11 protein-coding genes are annotated in these 14,272 nt (G+C 35.4%); 10 read left to right on the forward strand and 1 reads right to left on the reverse strand.

All coding sequences use genetic code 11. The annotated features are described in order from the left end of the window. Positions 1-143: 143 nt before the first annotated feature. From AMQ68_RS02195 to AMQ68_RS02230, 8 genes are all read left to right on the forward strand, one after another. The gene (locus tag AMQ68_RS02195) at positions 144-1,124 is read left to right on the forward strand and encodes an aldo/keto reductase (protein WP_054508992.1); all 981 of its coding nucleotides are present in this window, start codon (positions 144-146) and stop codon (positions 1,122-1,124) included. Positions 1,125-1,129: 5 nt separating this feature from the next. Next, the gene (locus AMQ68_RS02200) at positions 1,130-1,537 is read left to right on the forward strand and encodes a nuclear transport factor 2 family protein (RefSeq protein WP_241775028.1); all 408 of its coding nucleotides are present in this window, start codon (positions 1,130-1,132) and stop codon (positions 1,535-1,537) included. Between the two features lie 18 nt (positions 1,538-1,555). Continuing rightward, positions 1,556-2,539: an aldo/keto reductase gene (locus AMQ68_RS02205; protein ID WP_054508994.1), complete on the forward strand. Its 984-nt coding sequence runs from the start codon at positions 1,556-1,558 to the stop codon at positions 2,537-2,539. Positions 2,540-2,547: 8 nt separating this feature from the next. Then, positions 2,548-3,123, forward strand: coding sequence for an NAD(P)H-binding protein (locus AMQ68_RS02210; RefSeq protein ID WP_054508995.1), 576 nt, complete (start codon positions 2,548-2,550; stop codon positions 3,121-3,123). 35 nt (positions 3,124-3,158) lie between these two features. After that, the gene (locus tag AMQ68_RS02215) at positions 3,159-4,025 is read left to right on the forward strand and encodes a helix-turn-helix domain-containing protein (RefSeq protein ID WP_054508996.1); all 867 of its coding nucleotides are present in this window, start codon (positions 3,159-3,161) and stop codon (positions 4,023-4,025) included. A gap of 129 nt (positions 4,026-4,154) precedes the next feature. Then, the gene (locus AMQ68_RS02220) at positions 4,155-5,276 is read left to right on the forward strand and encodes an aldo/keto reductase (RefSeq protein WP_241775029.1); all 1,122 of its coding nucleotides are present in this window, start codon (positions 4,155-4,157) and stop codon (positions 5,274-5,276) included. A 28-nt stretch (positions 5,277-5,304) separates the two neighbouring features. Continuing rightward, positions 5,305-5,910: an NAD(P)H-dependent oxidoreductase gene (locus tag AMQ68_RS02225; RefSeq protein ID WP_054508997.1), complete on the forward strand. Its 606-nt coding sequence runs from the start codon at positions 5,305-5,307 to the stop codon at positions 5,908-5,910. Positions 5,911-6,495: 585 nt separating this feature from the next. Next, a complete protein-coding gene (locus tag AMQ68_RS02230; protein WP_241775030.1) occupies positions 6,496-7,134 on the forward strand; it encodes a chloramphenicol acetyltransferase in 639 nt (212 codons plus the stop codon). A gap of 1,061 nt (positions 7,135-8,195) precedes the next feature. Here the strand turns inward: AMQ68_RS02230 and AMQ68_RS02235 are convergent. Beyond that, positions 8,196-8,945, reverse strand: a complete 750-nt coding sequence (locus AMQ68_RS02235; protein WP_054508999.1) for an NUDIX domain-containing protein — start codon at positions 8,943-8,945, stop codon at positions 8,196-8,198. A gap of 613 nt (positions 8,946-9,558) precedes the next feature. Between AMQ68_RS02235 and AMQ68_RS02240 the strand changes: the two genes are divergently transcribed. Continuing rightward, positions 9,559-11,802 carry a TonB-dependent receptor gene (locus tag AMQ68_RS02240; protein ID WP_054509000.1) on the forward strand — a complete coding sequence of 748 codons (2,244 nt, stop codon included), beginning with the start codon at positions 9,559-9,561 and terminating at the stop codon, positions 11,800-11,802. Between the two features lie 11 nt (positions 11,803-11,813). Continuing rightward, positions 11,814-14,114 carry a glycoside hydrolase family 3 N-terminal domain-containing protein gene (locus AMQ68_RS02245; RefSeq protein WP_054509001.1) on the forward strand — a complete coding sequence of 767 codons (2,301 nt, stop codon included), beginning with the start codon at positions 11,814-11,816 and terminating at the stop codon, positions 14,112-14,114. The last annotated feature ends 158 nt before the right edge of the window (positions 14,115-14,272 follow it).

Raw genomic sequence — 14,272 nt, forward strand, 5'->3', positions numbered from 1 at the left:
TATATTACACAATCAATTTTATCGCAGATAAAATCCTTGCGCCTTAATAACAATATTTAAACTTTCATTGCGCCTTTGCGATTGACCAACCTGCAAAATAAAAATTTAAACAAAGTTTATTTAAACCTACTAAAAATCAAAATATGAAATACAGAAAATTAGGCAATAACGGACTTGAAGTTTCAGCCATCGGAATGGGGTGTATGAATTTAAGTTTCGGAACCGGGAAAGCAGCCGATATCAATGAAGGGATTAAAGTAATCCGTTCAGCATTTGAAAAAGGAATTACTTTCTTTGATACCGCCGAAGCGTATGGACCTTTTACCAATGAAGAATTGGTAGGAAAAGCGTTAGAACCCATTCGTAAAGATATTATTATCGCTACAAAATTTGGAATGATCTCTGAAGAAGGAGGATTAAACAGTCGTCCTGAACACATTCGAAAAGTTGTAGAGGAATCATTGAAAAGATTAAAGACAGATTATATCGATCTATTATATCAACATAGAGTTGATCCCAACGTTCCGATTGAAGAGGTAGCAGGAACCGTAAAAGAGCTGATTAACGAAGGTAAGGTGAAATATTTCGGACTATCAGAAGCAGGTACCGAAACCATCAGAAAAGCACACGAAGTTCAGTCTGTTTCAGCGGTACAAAATCAATATTCTATCTGGACAAGAGAACCAGAGATTTCTGTACTTCCGGTTTGTGAAGAACTGGGAATCGGATTTGTTCCGTGGGGACCATTAGGGACAGGATTTTTAACAGGAAAGATATCTGCTGATACCAAATTTGATCCGGCAACAGATTTGAGAGCTACATTTCCAAGGTTCACGCAGGAAGCAATGAAAGCCAACATGCCTTTGGTAGAAATGCTGAATGATATTGCTAAAAATAAGGGCGTTTCAACAGTACAGATTGCTTTGGCTTGGCTGTTAGCCCAAAAGCCATTTATCGTCCCAATTCCTGGAATGGATAAAATTGAATACCTGGAAGATAATATTAAATCTGCAGATCTAGAACTTTCAGCGGGAGATTTACAAGAAATTGAAGACAGACTTTCTGCCATCCATATTCAGGGAGAGAGGTTATCAAAAGAACTATTAAGCATCTCTGAAGAATAAGTTTTATGAATCTACAATTAAAAAATAATATGGAAACTGCAAAAATAGAAGATAACCAATTACAAATATTAACGGTGACACAAACACTCACGGAGTTGATGATCGAAAAAGATATAGCTGGCATTAATAAAATTGTAGATGTAGACTTTACCCTGACGCACATCACAGGATATGTACAGTCAAAAAAGGATTGGTTTACAGAAATAGAAAGTGAACAAATGAAATACTATTCCTATACAGAAGTAAAAACATCGGTAAGTATCACTGCTGATAAAGCAACTTTTGTTGGTCAAAATCTTTTGGATGCCCGAATTTGGGGAACGCGAAACACATGGAGATTACAACAGACCATGCAACTTGAAAAACGTAACGGTAAATGGATTATATTAAAATCCGTTGCCACAATATTTTAATTAAAAATCAAAAAAAATATGAAAACAAGAACATTAGGAAACCAAGGATTAGAAGTTTCCGAATTAGGATTAGGATGCATGGGATTAAGCTTTGGCTATGGTCCTGCAACAGATAAAACAGAAGCCATCAAATTATTACAAACAGCATTTGATGCTGGAGTAACATTTTTTGATACCGCCGAAGCGTATGGACCTTACACGAATGAAGAATTATTAGGAGAAGCATTAGAGCCCTTTAGAAAAGAGGTCGTAATTGCTACCAAATTCGGATTTAAAGAAGGTAGACCTGATCTGGGAATGGACAGCCGTCCGGAAACCATTACTGCTTTCGTTGAAGCTTCATTAAAAAGACTGAAAACTGATGTTATTGATCTGCTTTATCAACACAGAATAGATCCCAACGTTCCAATAGAAGAGGTAGCTGGAACAGTAAAAGAACTTATTCAACAAGGAAAGGTTAAACATTTTGGAATGTCGGAAGCCGGAGTAGAAAGCATCCGAAGAGCGCATGCAGTACAACCTGTAACAGCTTTACAAAGCGAATATTCATTATGGTGGAGAGAGCCCGAAGTCGAAATTTTGCCCACTTTAGAGGAACTGGGAATTGGTTTTGTTCCATTCAGCCCATTGGGAAAAGGATTTCTGACTGGAGCGATTAATGAAAATACACAGTTTGACAAGACAGATTTCAGAAATATTGTTCCACGCTTTACAGAAGACAATAGAAAAGCCAATCAGGCATTGGTAGATCTTCTTCAGAATATTGCGCAAGAGAAAGAAGCAACTCCTGCACAGATTGCTTTGGCTTGGCTGCTCGCTCAGAAACCTTTCATCGCTCCAATTCCTGGAACAACTAAAGTTCACCGTTTGCAGGAAAATATTGGTGCAACACGTGTTGAATTAACGCTGGAAGATTTACATCAGATTGAAGAAACAGCTTCAAAAATTACCATTGTAGGAGAGAGATATCCTCAACATCTTCAAAACAGAGTAGGAAAATAAAATTTTAAATGAAAAAAGTACTTATCATAGGAGCTACCGGAAGCCTCGCAAAATACGTTGTTGAGGCGGTGAAACCTTTAGAAAATATAGAATTAACCTTATTCGTAAGAAATAAAAACAGACTTTCAAAAGACCTTTCAGATAATTGTGAAATTATAGAAGGAGACGCCTTGAATTTCAATGATATTAAAAATGCCGTAAAAGGAAAAGACATTGTTTATATTAACCTTGATGGCGATTTGGAAACAATGACGGGTAATATTGTACAAGCTATGCAGGAAGAGAAGGTAAAGAGAATCATTGGGATCAGCTCTATTGGGATTTACACTGTTCCGTTGAGACCCGTTTTGGTTCCTTACAGAAAATTGGCAGATATTATTGAAAGTTCAGGATTAAACTATACGATTCTCAGACCCGATTGGTTTACCAATGTAGATGAGGTTGATTACGAAACCACAATTAAAGGCTCTCCGGAAATTGGTTCCGCCATTTCAAGAAAAAGCATTGCAGATTTTGTTTCAAAATTGATTAATTATCCGAATTTGTATATCAATGAAAACTTAGGAATTAGTAAACCCAATTAAATCTTTTTGACAGTTCAATTTGATATATTTACGTAATGAAAGTTTTTAAAGATTTTGCTTCATATAATAAATTCATGGGAATGTCTGAACCTTTGAATGAAGATATTGATGTTGGATATTATGATCCGCCCAATATCATATTGGGATCTGACCCTGTGATGGTAGATTTTTACAGAATATCTATTAAGATTAAATTCAAACGTAAAGCAACACCGTTCGCAGAGCCTATTACCGCTGTCTTTTTTAACAGTCCGGATCTGGTCATAGCACCGGGTTGGGATGCTGAACCTACCTATACGGGAATGTATCTTCAACTTTCTAAAAAAGTCATTGATCAAAATAGATTTTTATTTAAAACGTACTTAGATTACGGACAGCATGAAGCGCTGTATTTAACAGAAGAGGAAGTAGATGAAATAAGTGCTGTTTTCAGATTGTTGTTTAAATATTATGAAAGCGAAAAAAAGCATTTCGGGGTTTTATTGTCTTATGTAAATGTTTTAATTTCATTGGTAGAAGCTTTTTATAAGCGACAGTTTTCAACGGATCCTAAACAATACAACCGAATTGTGACCGATTTTCAGCAGCGTTTGATAGAGTATTACAATCATCCCATAAAACAGCTTCCCAATGTTCAGTACTTTGCAGATGCGCTGGGACTAACGGCTAATTATTTAGGAGATATCATTAAACATTATACTCAAAAATCGGCACTTGAAAATATTCATGACTTCATCATTAGAAAAGCAAAAGAATTATTGGAACAAAACGCTGAAATGAATACCACTGAAGTTGCATATGAATTAGGCTTTGAATATCCCAATTACTTTTCGAAGTTCTTTAAAAAACAAGTGGGATTAAGTCCCAAAGAGTATCGTTTACAACGCATTAATAAAGAGTAAACTTATCATAAACGCCTTCAACAAGAGGCGTTTTTTTTGTATCAGTAATTTGTATCTTTTTTATTGGTAATCTGTCTCTGTTAAAAATTTTATTCGTTTCTACATTTGTTCAGTACAAAATAGGATAAAATGAAAAACAGTAATAATGAAAATTCAAGACGGAAATTTATTCAGCAAACAGCAATGGCAGGACTTGGATTAATGTTAGCTCCGAATATATTGTCTGCATCAGTAAATGAGCCACTTGAAAATAATAAGGATAAAAAAGAGGATACAATGACTAAAAGAAAATTGGGTACGTTAGAAGTTTCAGCTTTAGGCGCAGGCTGTATGAGCATTACTGCAAATTATGGGGCAGGGGTAAAAATTGAAGATGGCATAAAAACGATTCGTACAGCTTATGAAAATGGAGTAACTTTTTTTGATACAGCCGAAGTTTATGGATTACACGCTAACGAAAAACTAGTAGGTGAAGCTTTATTGCCCATGAGAAACAAAGTTACTATTGCTACAAAATTTGGCTTTGACCTCGAAAATGGCGGATTAAATAGCCGTCCTGAGCATATTAAAAAAGTAGTTGAAGAATCTTTGATCCGTTTAAAGACCGATCGCATAGATCTTTTATATCAACATAGAGTTGACCCGAATGTGCCAATTGAAGAGGTAGCCGGAGCAGTAAAAGATTTGATTAAAGAAGGAAAAGTGTTGCATTTTGGTTTGTCAGAAGCTAAGGTGTCAACCATTCGCAGAGCACATGCCGTTCAGCCTATTTCGGCTATTCAAACCGAATATTCTTTTATGGAAAGAACTGTTGAAAAAAATGGAGTTTTAGCTATTTGTGAAGAACTGGGAATTGGTTTTGTTCCTTGGGGACCTGTTGGAATGGGGTATTTAACCGGAAAATTAAATGCTCAAAGTCATTTTGATGAAAAACTGGATTTACGCAAAACTTTCGACCGTTTTAGTCCTGAAAACTTAGCATTGAATATGCCTATCGTTAATTTGCTTAATGATTTTGCATCTAAGAAAAATGCAACTGCTTCACAAATAGCTTTAGCTTGGTTGCTCGCTCAAAAACCCTTTATTGTTCCTATTCCGGGAACAAGAAACATCCCTCATTTAAATGAAAATTTGGGAGCATTACCTATTCAACTTACCAATGCTGACTTGCAGGAATTAGAAACAGAATATTTAAAACTAAAAGTATACGGAGGCAGAATGAATGCAATGCAAATGGCAATTTGTGAGTAGTTATTAAAAATATTTAAATAAAATCAAAATGAATCAAACAAAAAAAGTACTGTTAATCAATACCCATTTAACATATCCTAATTGGTCAGAAGGCCTTTTAAATGATGCTTTCAACCAAAAAGCAAAAGAGTTTCTTGCATCAAAAGGTTTTGAAATTTTAGAAACAAAAGTTGAGAATGGTTATGATGCAGACGAAGAAGTAGAAAAACATCTACAGGCAGATATTATCATCCTGCAAACGCCCATCAATTGGTTCGGTGCTCCCTGGATTTACAAAAAATATGTAGATGAGGTTTTCAATAGTGGCTTACACAGTGCCAAATTCCTTTCTGGCGATGGCAGAACAAGAGAAGATCCTACCAAACAATATGGAACAGGTGGAAAAATGCAGGGTAAAAAGTTTATGGTCTGCAGTACCTGGAACGCTCCGTCAGAAAGCTTCAATGATGTTGGTCAACAGTTATTTAAAGGAATAAGTACACAGGATTATCTATTACACATTACCAGTAATTACCGTTTCTGCGGAGTTGAGGTTGTTCCGGATTATAATTGTTTTGATATTTTCAAAGATGGAGATATTGCTAAAGATTTAGAGAATTATCCTGCACATTTGGCCAAGGTTTTTGGCATGTAAGAATGATCTCTCGTTGAAATGATGAGGTAATGACTTCAGTTTTTTTATTCCTAATCATCAATCTCTAGAAAGACCTTACGATAATAAAATTGTGAGGCCTTTTATTTTGGGCGTGCCCCTTTGGGTCGGGCTATCCACTGCAATCTTTTGTTCGTTCCTCACAAAAGGATTTCCGTTTCTATCCCTCACGCGGTATTGGTCTTTTTAAATAGATAGAATCCGAAATTTAGAAAAAAAATAATCCTTTTTGAGCTTGTAAGAAATGATAATTGAGCCTTACAATAAGATTTGATCATTTTTAAAGCAATAAATTTGCTAGATTTAATCAAATAAAATCAAGCTGTAAATGGAAGAGACAGAGAAATTGAGAACATTGGGGTATTCAGGAATATTTCTGTCCTGCTTTTCAGATTATAGCGAAAAATATGATGACCAATATATATTATCAATAATGGAGAGCTCAATGCTCTCTTTTTTATGATTACAAATCAGATAATCTCAAATAACTGCAATCGTATAATACAATTTTCTGTTCCTACAATTTTTTAAAATCAGAAAACTTCCTGAAATTTGCATCAAGTAAAAATGAAGACAATAATGAAGATCATAGACTTAGAAAACTGGAACAGGAAAGAACATTTCGAATTTTTCTCAAGAATGGCAAGTCCATATTTTGGTTTTACAACCGAAGTAGACTGTACAAAAGCATTTCAAAAATCTAAAGATGAGGGCCATTCTTTTTTTGCCTCATACCTTCACAAATCAATGGTTGCTGTAAATTCTGTATATGAATTAAGATTAAGAATTCTTGAGGGTAAAGTGGTGGAATTTGATAATATTCATGCAGGCACAACAATCGGAAGAGCAGATGGAACTTTTGGTTTTGCATTCATTCATTTTTCTAAAGATTTTGATGTTTTCAATGCTGAGTTACAAAGTGAAATTGAGGGAGTACAAAATACAACAGGAATCAGAATGAATAACGGAGAATTGGGCAAAGACTTAATCAGACATTCTACCATTCCGTGGAATTCTTTCAGCGCGTTGCTTCATCCCACTCCTTTGGATAAAACGGAATCTGTACCCAAAATCACTTTCGGGAAATTCAGTATTCGTGATGGCAAAAAGTTCTTACCGGTTTCTGTTGAAGCGCATCATGGTTTAGCAGACGGAATTCACATTGCAAGGTATTTGGAGGAATTCCAAAGACAATTGGATATGTAAACTGAAGAAAAAAATTAACCACAAAAGTCACAAAAGACCAATCTTGAAGGTAAAGATTTTAAAGTTCACAAAATGAAAATCAAAGATTTTTAAAAGCTTTTGTGTTCTTCTTTTTTAGCATTATTTTAAACTAAAAATAGATAAAACTTTTGCCTCTTTTGTGGTTGATAAATAATACACAGTTTAGCAGATGGAATTCACATTGCAAGGTATTTGGAGGAATTCCAGAGACAGCTTGATAATTGAGTTGAAATATATTAAGTAAGAAAATAATACACCACATTTGTCATTCCGGAGGAATCTAAACACATCTATTAAAATAGAATCTTTAAAAAATTTGCTTAGATTCCTCCAGAATGACAAACTTAATATCTAATAAAAATCAAAGATTTTTAAAAGCTTCTGTGTTCTTCTTTTTTAGCATTATTTTAAACTAAAAAATAGATAAAGCTTTTGTACCTTTTGTGGTTGATAAATAACACACAGTTTAGCAGATGGAATTCACATTGCAAGGTATTTGGAGGAATTCCAAAGACAGCTTGATAATTGAGTTGAAATATATTAAGTAAGAAAATAATACACCACATTTGTCATTCCGGAGGAATCTAAACACATCTATTAAAATATAATCTTTAAAAATTTTGCTTAGATTCCTCCGGAATGACAAACTTAATATCTAATAAAAATCAAAGATTTTTAAAAGCTTCTGTGTTCTTCTTTTTTAGCATTATTTTAAACTAAAAATAGATAAAACTTTTGCCTCTTTTGTGGTTGATAAATAACACACAGTTTAGCAGATGGAATTCACATTGCAAGGTATTTGGAGGAATTCCAAAGGCAACTTGATATGTAAACTGAAGAACAAAATTAACCACAAAAGTCACAAAAGACCAATCTTGAAGGTAAAGATTTTAAAGTTCACAAAATGAACACAAAAGATTTTTAAAAGCTTCTGTGTTCTTCTTTTTTAGCATTATTTTAAACTAAAAAATAGATAAAGCTTTTGTACCTTTTGTGGTTAATAAATCACACACAGCTAGGATAACTTCCAACCCAGAATCCTACCAATTACTCAATCCGTTTTCCAACGCTTTTTCATAATTTTCTTCATCAAAAGAATACAGATCAGGAGATTTATGAGCGCCGCCACGTCTTTGTTCTTCCAACTTATTTAGAATACCTAGGTTTTTAATTTTTCTGTAAAAATTACCACGGTTAAGTTCTTTCCCTAAAATAGCTTCATATAATTTCTGTAGCTCAGAAAGGGTAAATTTTTCGGGTAAAAGATTATATCCAATCGGTTTTGTTGATATTTTTTCGCGTAAAGTCATCAATGCTTTATCAACGATCTCACGATGATCCATAGCCAGATCAATTTCTGATAATTGATTTAAATAAATCCACTCCACTTTTTCACTGAATTCATCCGGAATAGGATTTAGTTTTGTAGGATTGTATAACGCGTAATATCCGATAGAGATAAATCTTTGCTTATGGAAAAGCGTTTCATCAAAATCTTCAAAATAAAATTCACTTCTGTTTTTCTTTCCAAAAACACCGAATTCTTCAAGATAAACACCCGTTACACCCGCTCTGTCCCTTAAAATTCGTTCAACGGCTTCATCCAGGTCTTCATCTTTCTTTACATAACCTCCCGGCAATAGCCATTGTTTTCGGTAATTCATCTTGATCAGTAAAACCTTTAAATCATTTTGATCAAAGCCAAATATCACAGGGTCAGCAGATATATGAGGAAGAAAAAGCTCTTTTGCTTCGTTTGATTTATCTAAAAGTTGTTGTTTGGAATCCATGGATGTTATAAGAAAAACGTGATATCACAAATTTACTAATAAAAATTTTGAAAGAACCTCAAAAATGCATTCTTGAATTCAATTTTGGGGAAATTTTAAGACTTTATTTTTCATTGTTTCACTCCGAAACAATGAAAAATATTCATTTAGATTAAATTTAATTATTTGACATTTAGATAATTAACCCCAGTATTAAATTTTATTAATATTTTTTTTCAAAAATTGAATGAAAAAATGTAGTATTGTAATGCTTCGCATTGAAGCAATGAAAAAAAACAAAGATTGAGATAAAATTGCTTCGAAAATACTTTCCCCTGAGAGTATGCAATTTTCAGTACAAATATGATGCTTAATCCACTAAGCCTGCATGAAAAAAGTAAAGTAAATAGGCTTTTCACTTGATTTCATGACGATGCAGAGGTAAATGAACAGCTGGCTGTATTAATAAAAAATCCAGTACTGATTTTAAATGATAACAGTTCATCCAATGAAAATTTGGGTGCAGGAAATGTTGTGTCTTTTAATTGTTGGCGATAAAGACAACAGAGTGTTGATTATCATAGAATTAGATGTAAAACAAAGAAACTAAAGAAGAAATTATATAAACTAAGCAATGAAAAAATCAATTGTAAAAATTTCAGCATTAGGCATCATTCTGTTCTGTTCCAATCTTGCATTTGGACAGACAGATAAGCTTGCTGTACAAGACTCTGTGAAGCTGCAGGAAAAGCTTAAGATTGCCAATGTAAAAGAAGACAACAACAGAAATGTGATGTTGAATGCTGCTAATAATACGAGCCCAAGAGATGTAAATATCGGGCTTCCTTCTACAGTTGGCGGAATTACCATCCTTGAAAATGACCTTCCCGTGGTTTATTTTTTCTGGCCCGAACTTCCCAATAAAACGTGGAGACAAAGTGTAGGTTTAGAAAAAACGGGATTGTTAAAAATGGATCAATTGGCCAATACCATGGGCGATCTTGGGTTTGCAGTGAACTCTTATGCTCAAACAGGCACCAAAGATTTTAAACTGAAAGGAAAATTTACTACAAGTACTTTTGGATGGCTTCAAGGGGATGTCAATGCTTCAGGACCGATTTCTAAAAACGGCTGGACATACACTGTTGGGGCTTTTGCAAACTACGATCCCAGTACTTTTAAGCTAGGTTTTGCAAGGAATGTAGATGAAACAAAAATCTTCAGAGCGGGTGTTACGAAATATTTTAATGATGATAAAGGGAAGATCTCAATTTTATATAAATATTCAGATTCTTATAACGTAGGAAACTATGCTGTTTTCCAATATGGTGAGAACGGGAAGGTTACCGAATTGGATAATTTCAAAATCGGTAGAGATTCTTATGTGGTAAATGATGGCCAGATCCGAATGAAAGATATTTTATCAGGACAGAATTATTGGGCATCTATGAGTGGAAATGACAACCGATCAAAAGCTCATAACATAGATATCTTCGGTAATTATTTATTAAACAACGGCTGGAATTTCAAATTCTCCACCCGAGCCCATTTTTCAACAGTAAAAATGTCAACGATTATTCCTTTGAGTATTTTCCAGGCAGATCAGTCAGCGGGTTATACAATTGCCTCAACCGGACAGGCTTATTCCGGAGCGGTGGGAACTCAGTTGGCAATGCACACGCCTGAAACTCCAATTACCAATATTGCAGGACGTTTTTCATTAAACAAACAGCTGGGAAATCATAACGTTACGGTGGGGATTTTAGAGCAATTCTATAATGTAAATAAATACACATCCAACAGATCTTTCTTCTTCCAGACCGTGGAAGCGCAACCTCAAAGATTAATTGGCCCAACCACAGATGCTTCAGGATTTTACAACTACAATGCAGGTGGAGAATACCACAGCGGAACAGAAAACAAGCTGTCTGTATATGCAACAGATGAATGGAAAGTATCTGATAACTTTAATCTAAGCTATGGTTTACATCTACGAAATCACTTAGTTGATGGTGAATTCTCAATGACACCAAGAACTCCGGGGTTTGTTTTTGGACCTAATGATTTTCAAAGCATTAAAGAAAGCTGGTTCCAGATCGGCGGAAGTTTAAATGCGACGTATAACATCAGTAAAAACTTTGGAGTTATTGCCAACTTACTTTATACAGAAGAAAACAGAAGGCTGGAAAGTTATTCTCAGGCATTTGATCCCAATACAAAGAAAATTAAAAGCCCGTTGGGAGCGTTAGGAGTATTTTGGAATACAGATTATCTTCAATTGATTTCTCAGGCAACGTACCTTAAAAAGAATAACAATCTTAACAGATATAACTTAGTAAATCCTGCTAATACAACGCAAGCTCAAAATGTTACGGTTTACTATGACATTCAGACTATTGGTTGGACAACAGATTTTGTACTAAAGCCTTTCAAAGGGTTTAATCTTCACTATTTGATCACGTTACAGAATCCGGTATATAAGAAATTCAATTTCAATGCTTTCGGAACAGATTACGATTACAATGATAACAATGTTTTGGGAGTGGCTAAAGTATTGATGGAGATCGATCCAAGTTACACGGTTGACAAATGGAGATTCTGGGCGAGTTTCAGATATTTCTCAAAACAGTATGCCAACCTTACGAATGCGTTATACTTCGCCCCAAGATGGGAAACTTTTGGAGGAGTGAATTACACCGTAAACAAAAATATCAACCTTGGCGCTACCGTGATCAACTTCCTGAACCAAAGGGGAGCAAGTGGAACCATCAACGGGGCTGAACTCATCACCGATGCCAGTCCATATTACGGAAAACTATTAACGGGAACATACATTATGCCGTTGACAGGGCAGTTTTCAGTAAGCTTTAATTTTTAACAGGTAGAATAATGAAAAAGACAGTTTTAAGTATAGCCGTTTTGTGTTTTGGGATCTCGGTTTCTGCACAAAATATTCATCAGATAAAAAACAACAACGGACTCGTTTTAGGATATTCCGAAGAATCAGGTGTGAAAATCCTTGATGTTTCAGGGAAAAAATTCAAAGATTTAAATAAAAACGGAAAACTCGACAAATATGAAGATTGGCGTTTGCCCGTAGAAGAAAGAGCAAAAGATCTGGCTTCTAAAATGTCTATTGAGCAAATTGCAGGGTTAATGCTTTACAGTGCACATCAGGCAGTTCCGGCTCCGTCAGAAGGTTTCAGAGCAGGAAAATACAATGGTAAATTTTTCAATGAAAGTGGTGCGAATCCTTGGGATTTGACGGATCAACAAAAGAAATTTTTAAAGGATGATAATCTTCGTCATGTTTTGGTAACCACTTTACAGTCGCCGGAAGTCGCCGCCAAATGGAATAACAATTTACAGTCTTACATTGAAGGTTTAGGATTGGGAATTCCTTCTAATAATAGTACCGACCCGAGACATTCTGCTTCTGTAACGGCTGAGTTTAACGAAGGAGCAGGCGGACAAATTTCTCTTTGGCCGGATGGATTAGCAATGGGAGCTACTTTCGATCCTGAATTGGTGAAAAAATTCGGAAATATTGCGGCTCAGGAATACCGTGCGTTGGGAATTTCAACAGCTTTATCTCCACAAATCGATTTAGGGACTGAGCCCCGTTGGTACAGAATTGCTTATGTATTCAGTGAAAGCCCGGAATTAACAGCCGATTTGGCAAGAGGTTATATCGATGGTTTTCAGACGTCTTTTGGAAAAGATGTGATCAAAAACGGATGGGGTTACAAAAGTGTCAACGCCATGGTAAAACACTGGCCGGGCGGCGGTCCTGAAGAAGGTGGTCGTGATGGTCACTGGGCAATGGGAAAATATGCCGTTTATCCGGGAAATAATTTTCAAAATCATGTGAAACCTTTTACAGAAGGAGCTTTTAAATTAAATGGAGGAACCAAAGAAGCCTCTGCGGTTATGCCTTATTACACCATCAGTTTCAATCAGGATACAAAGAATGGGGAAAATGTAGGAAATGGATTCAGTAAATATTTAATTACGGATTTATTGAGAGGGAAATATGGGTATGATGGAGTAGTATGTACCGACTGGCTGATTACCGCTGAAGAAGGAAAAACTCCGGGAACATTCGCCGGAAAACCTTGGGGCGTTGAAAAGCTTTCTATTGCAGAACGTCATTACAAAGTACTGGAAGCTGGAGTAGACCAATTTGGAGGAAACAACGACAAAGGACCTGTGTTGGAAGCTTACCAAATGGGCGTAAAAGAACATGGTGAAAAATATATGCGTACCCGTTTTGAACAGTCAGCCGTTCGTTTGTTAATGAACATTTTAAGAACCGGATTGTTTGAAAATCCTTATGTAAACGTAGACGAAACCAAGAAAATCGTAGGAAACCCTGAATTTATGAAAGCAGGATACGATGCACAGGTAAAATCTATCGTTATGCTTAAAAATAAAGCGCAGGTTTTACCGATTAAAGAACGCAAAACGGTATATATTCCGAAGAGATATTCTCCTGCAACATTCAACTGGTGGGGAGTGTACACGGCTCCGTCTTTAGATTATCCTGTGGATTTAGAATTTGTGAAAAAGCATTACAACGTATCGGATGATCCTGCAAAAGCAGACTTCGCTATTGTTTTTGTTCAGAGTCCGCACAGTGAAGAAGGTGGGTACAGCGATGTTGATGTAAAAGATGGCGGAAACGGATACGTACCAATCTCTCTTCAATATCAAACCTATACGGCAACAGAAGCTCGTGAAAAAAGCATTGCCGCAGGAGATGCTGTTATTGCACCAACGGTTAAAGACAGAACGTTTAAAAACAAAACTACGACTGTTACTAATTTCACAGATTTATTGAATATTGAAAATACCTATAGAGCAATGAACGGAAAGCCTGTGATTGTTTCTGTAACTGCCTCAAAACCCATGATCTTTTCTGAGTTTGAAAAACATGCAGACGGAATTTTAGTGAATTTCAATGTATCTAACCAAGCTGTGGTAGATATTATCGCCGGAAAATATGAGCCCTCAGGATTATTGCCACTTCAGATGCCTGCCGATATGAAAACAGTGGAAACCCAAAAAGAAGATGTTCCGTTTGATATGATTCCTTACAAAGATTCGGAAGGTCATGCGTATGATTTTGGATACGGACTGAACTGGTCAGGCGTTATTAAAGATGCAAGAACGCAGAAATACGTTAAATAATTCAATAAAAAAATACGCCACAAATCGAAGATTCTACGGAGTCAAAAGGCTCAAATATTTTAGCATATTGAAAATATTAAAGTTTATATAAGAAGATTTTCAAAAAACAGAAGTATCCTTTTCAACAGCATGATATTTAAACTTAAATAAATTCTTCA

Origin of the sequence: Chryseobacterium sp. ERMR1:04, assembly GCF_001297705.1 — a bacterium.
In the GTDB taxonomy this organism is placed as follows: Bacteria; Bacteroidota; Bacteroidia; order Flavobacteriales; family Weeksellaceae; genus Chryseobacterium.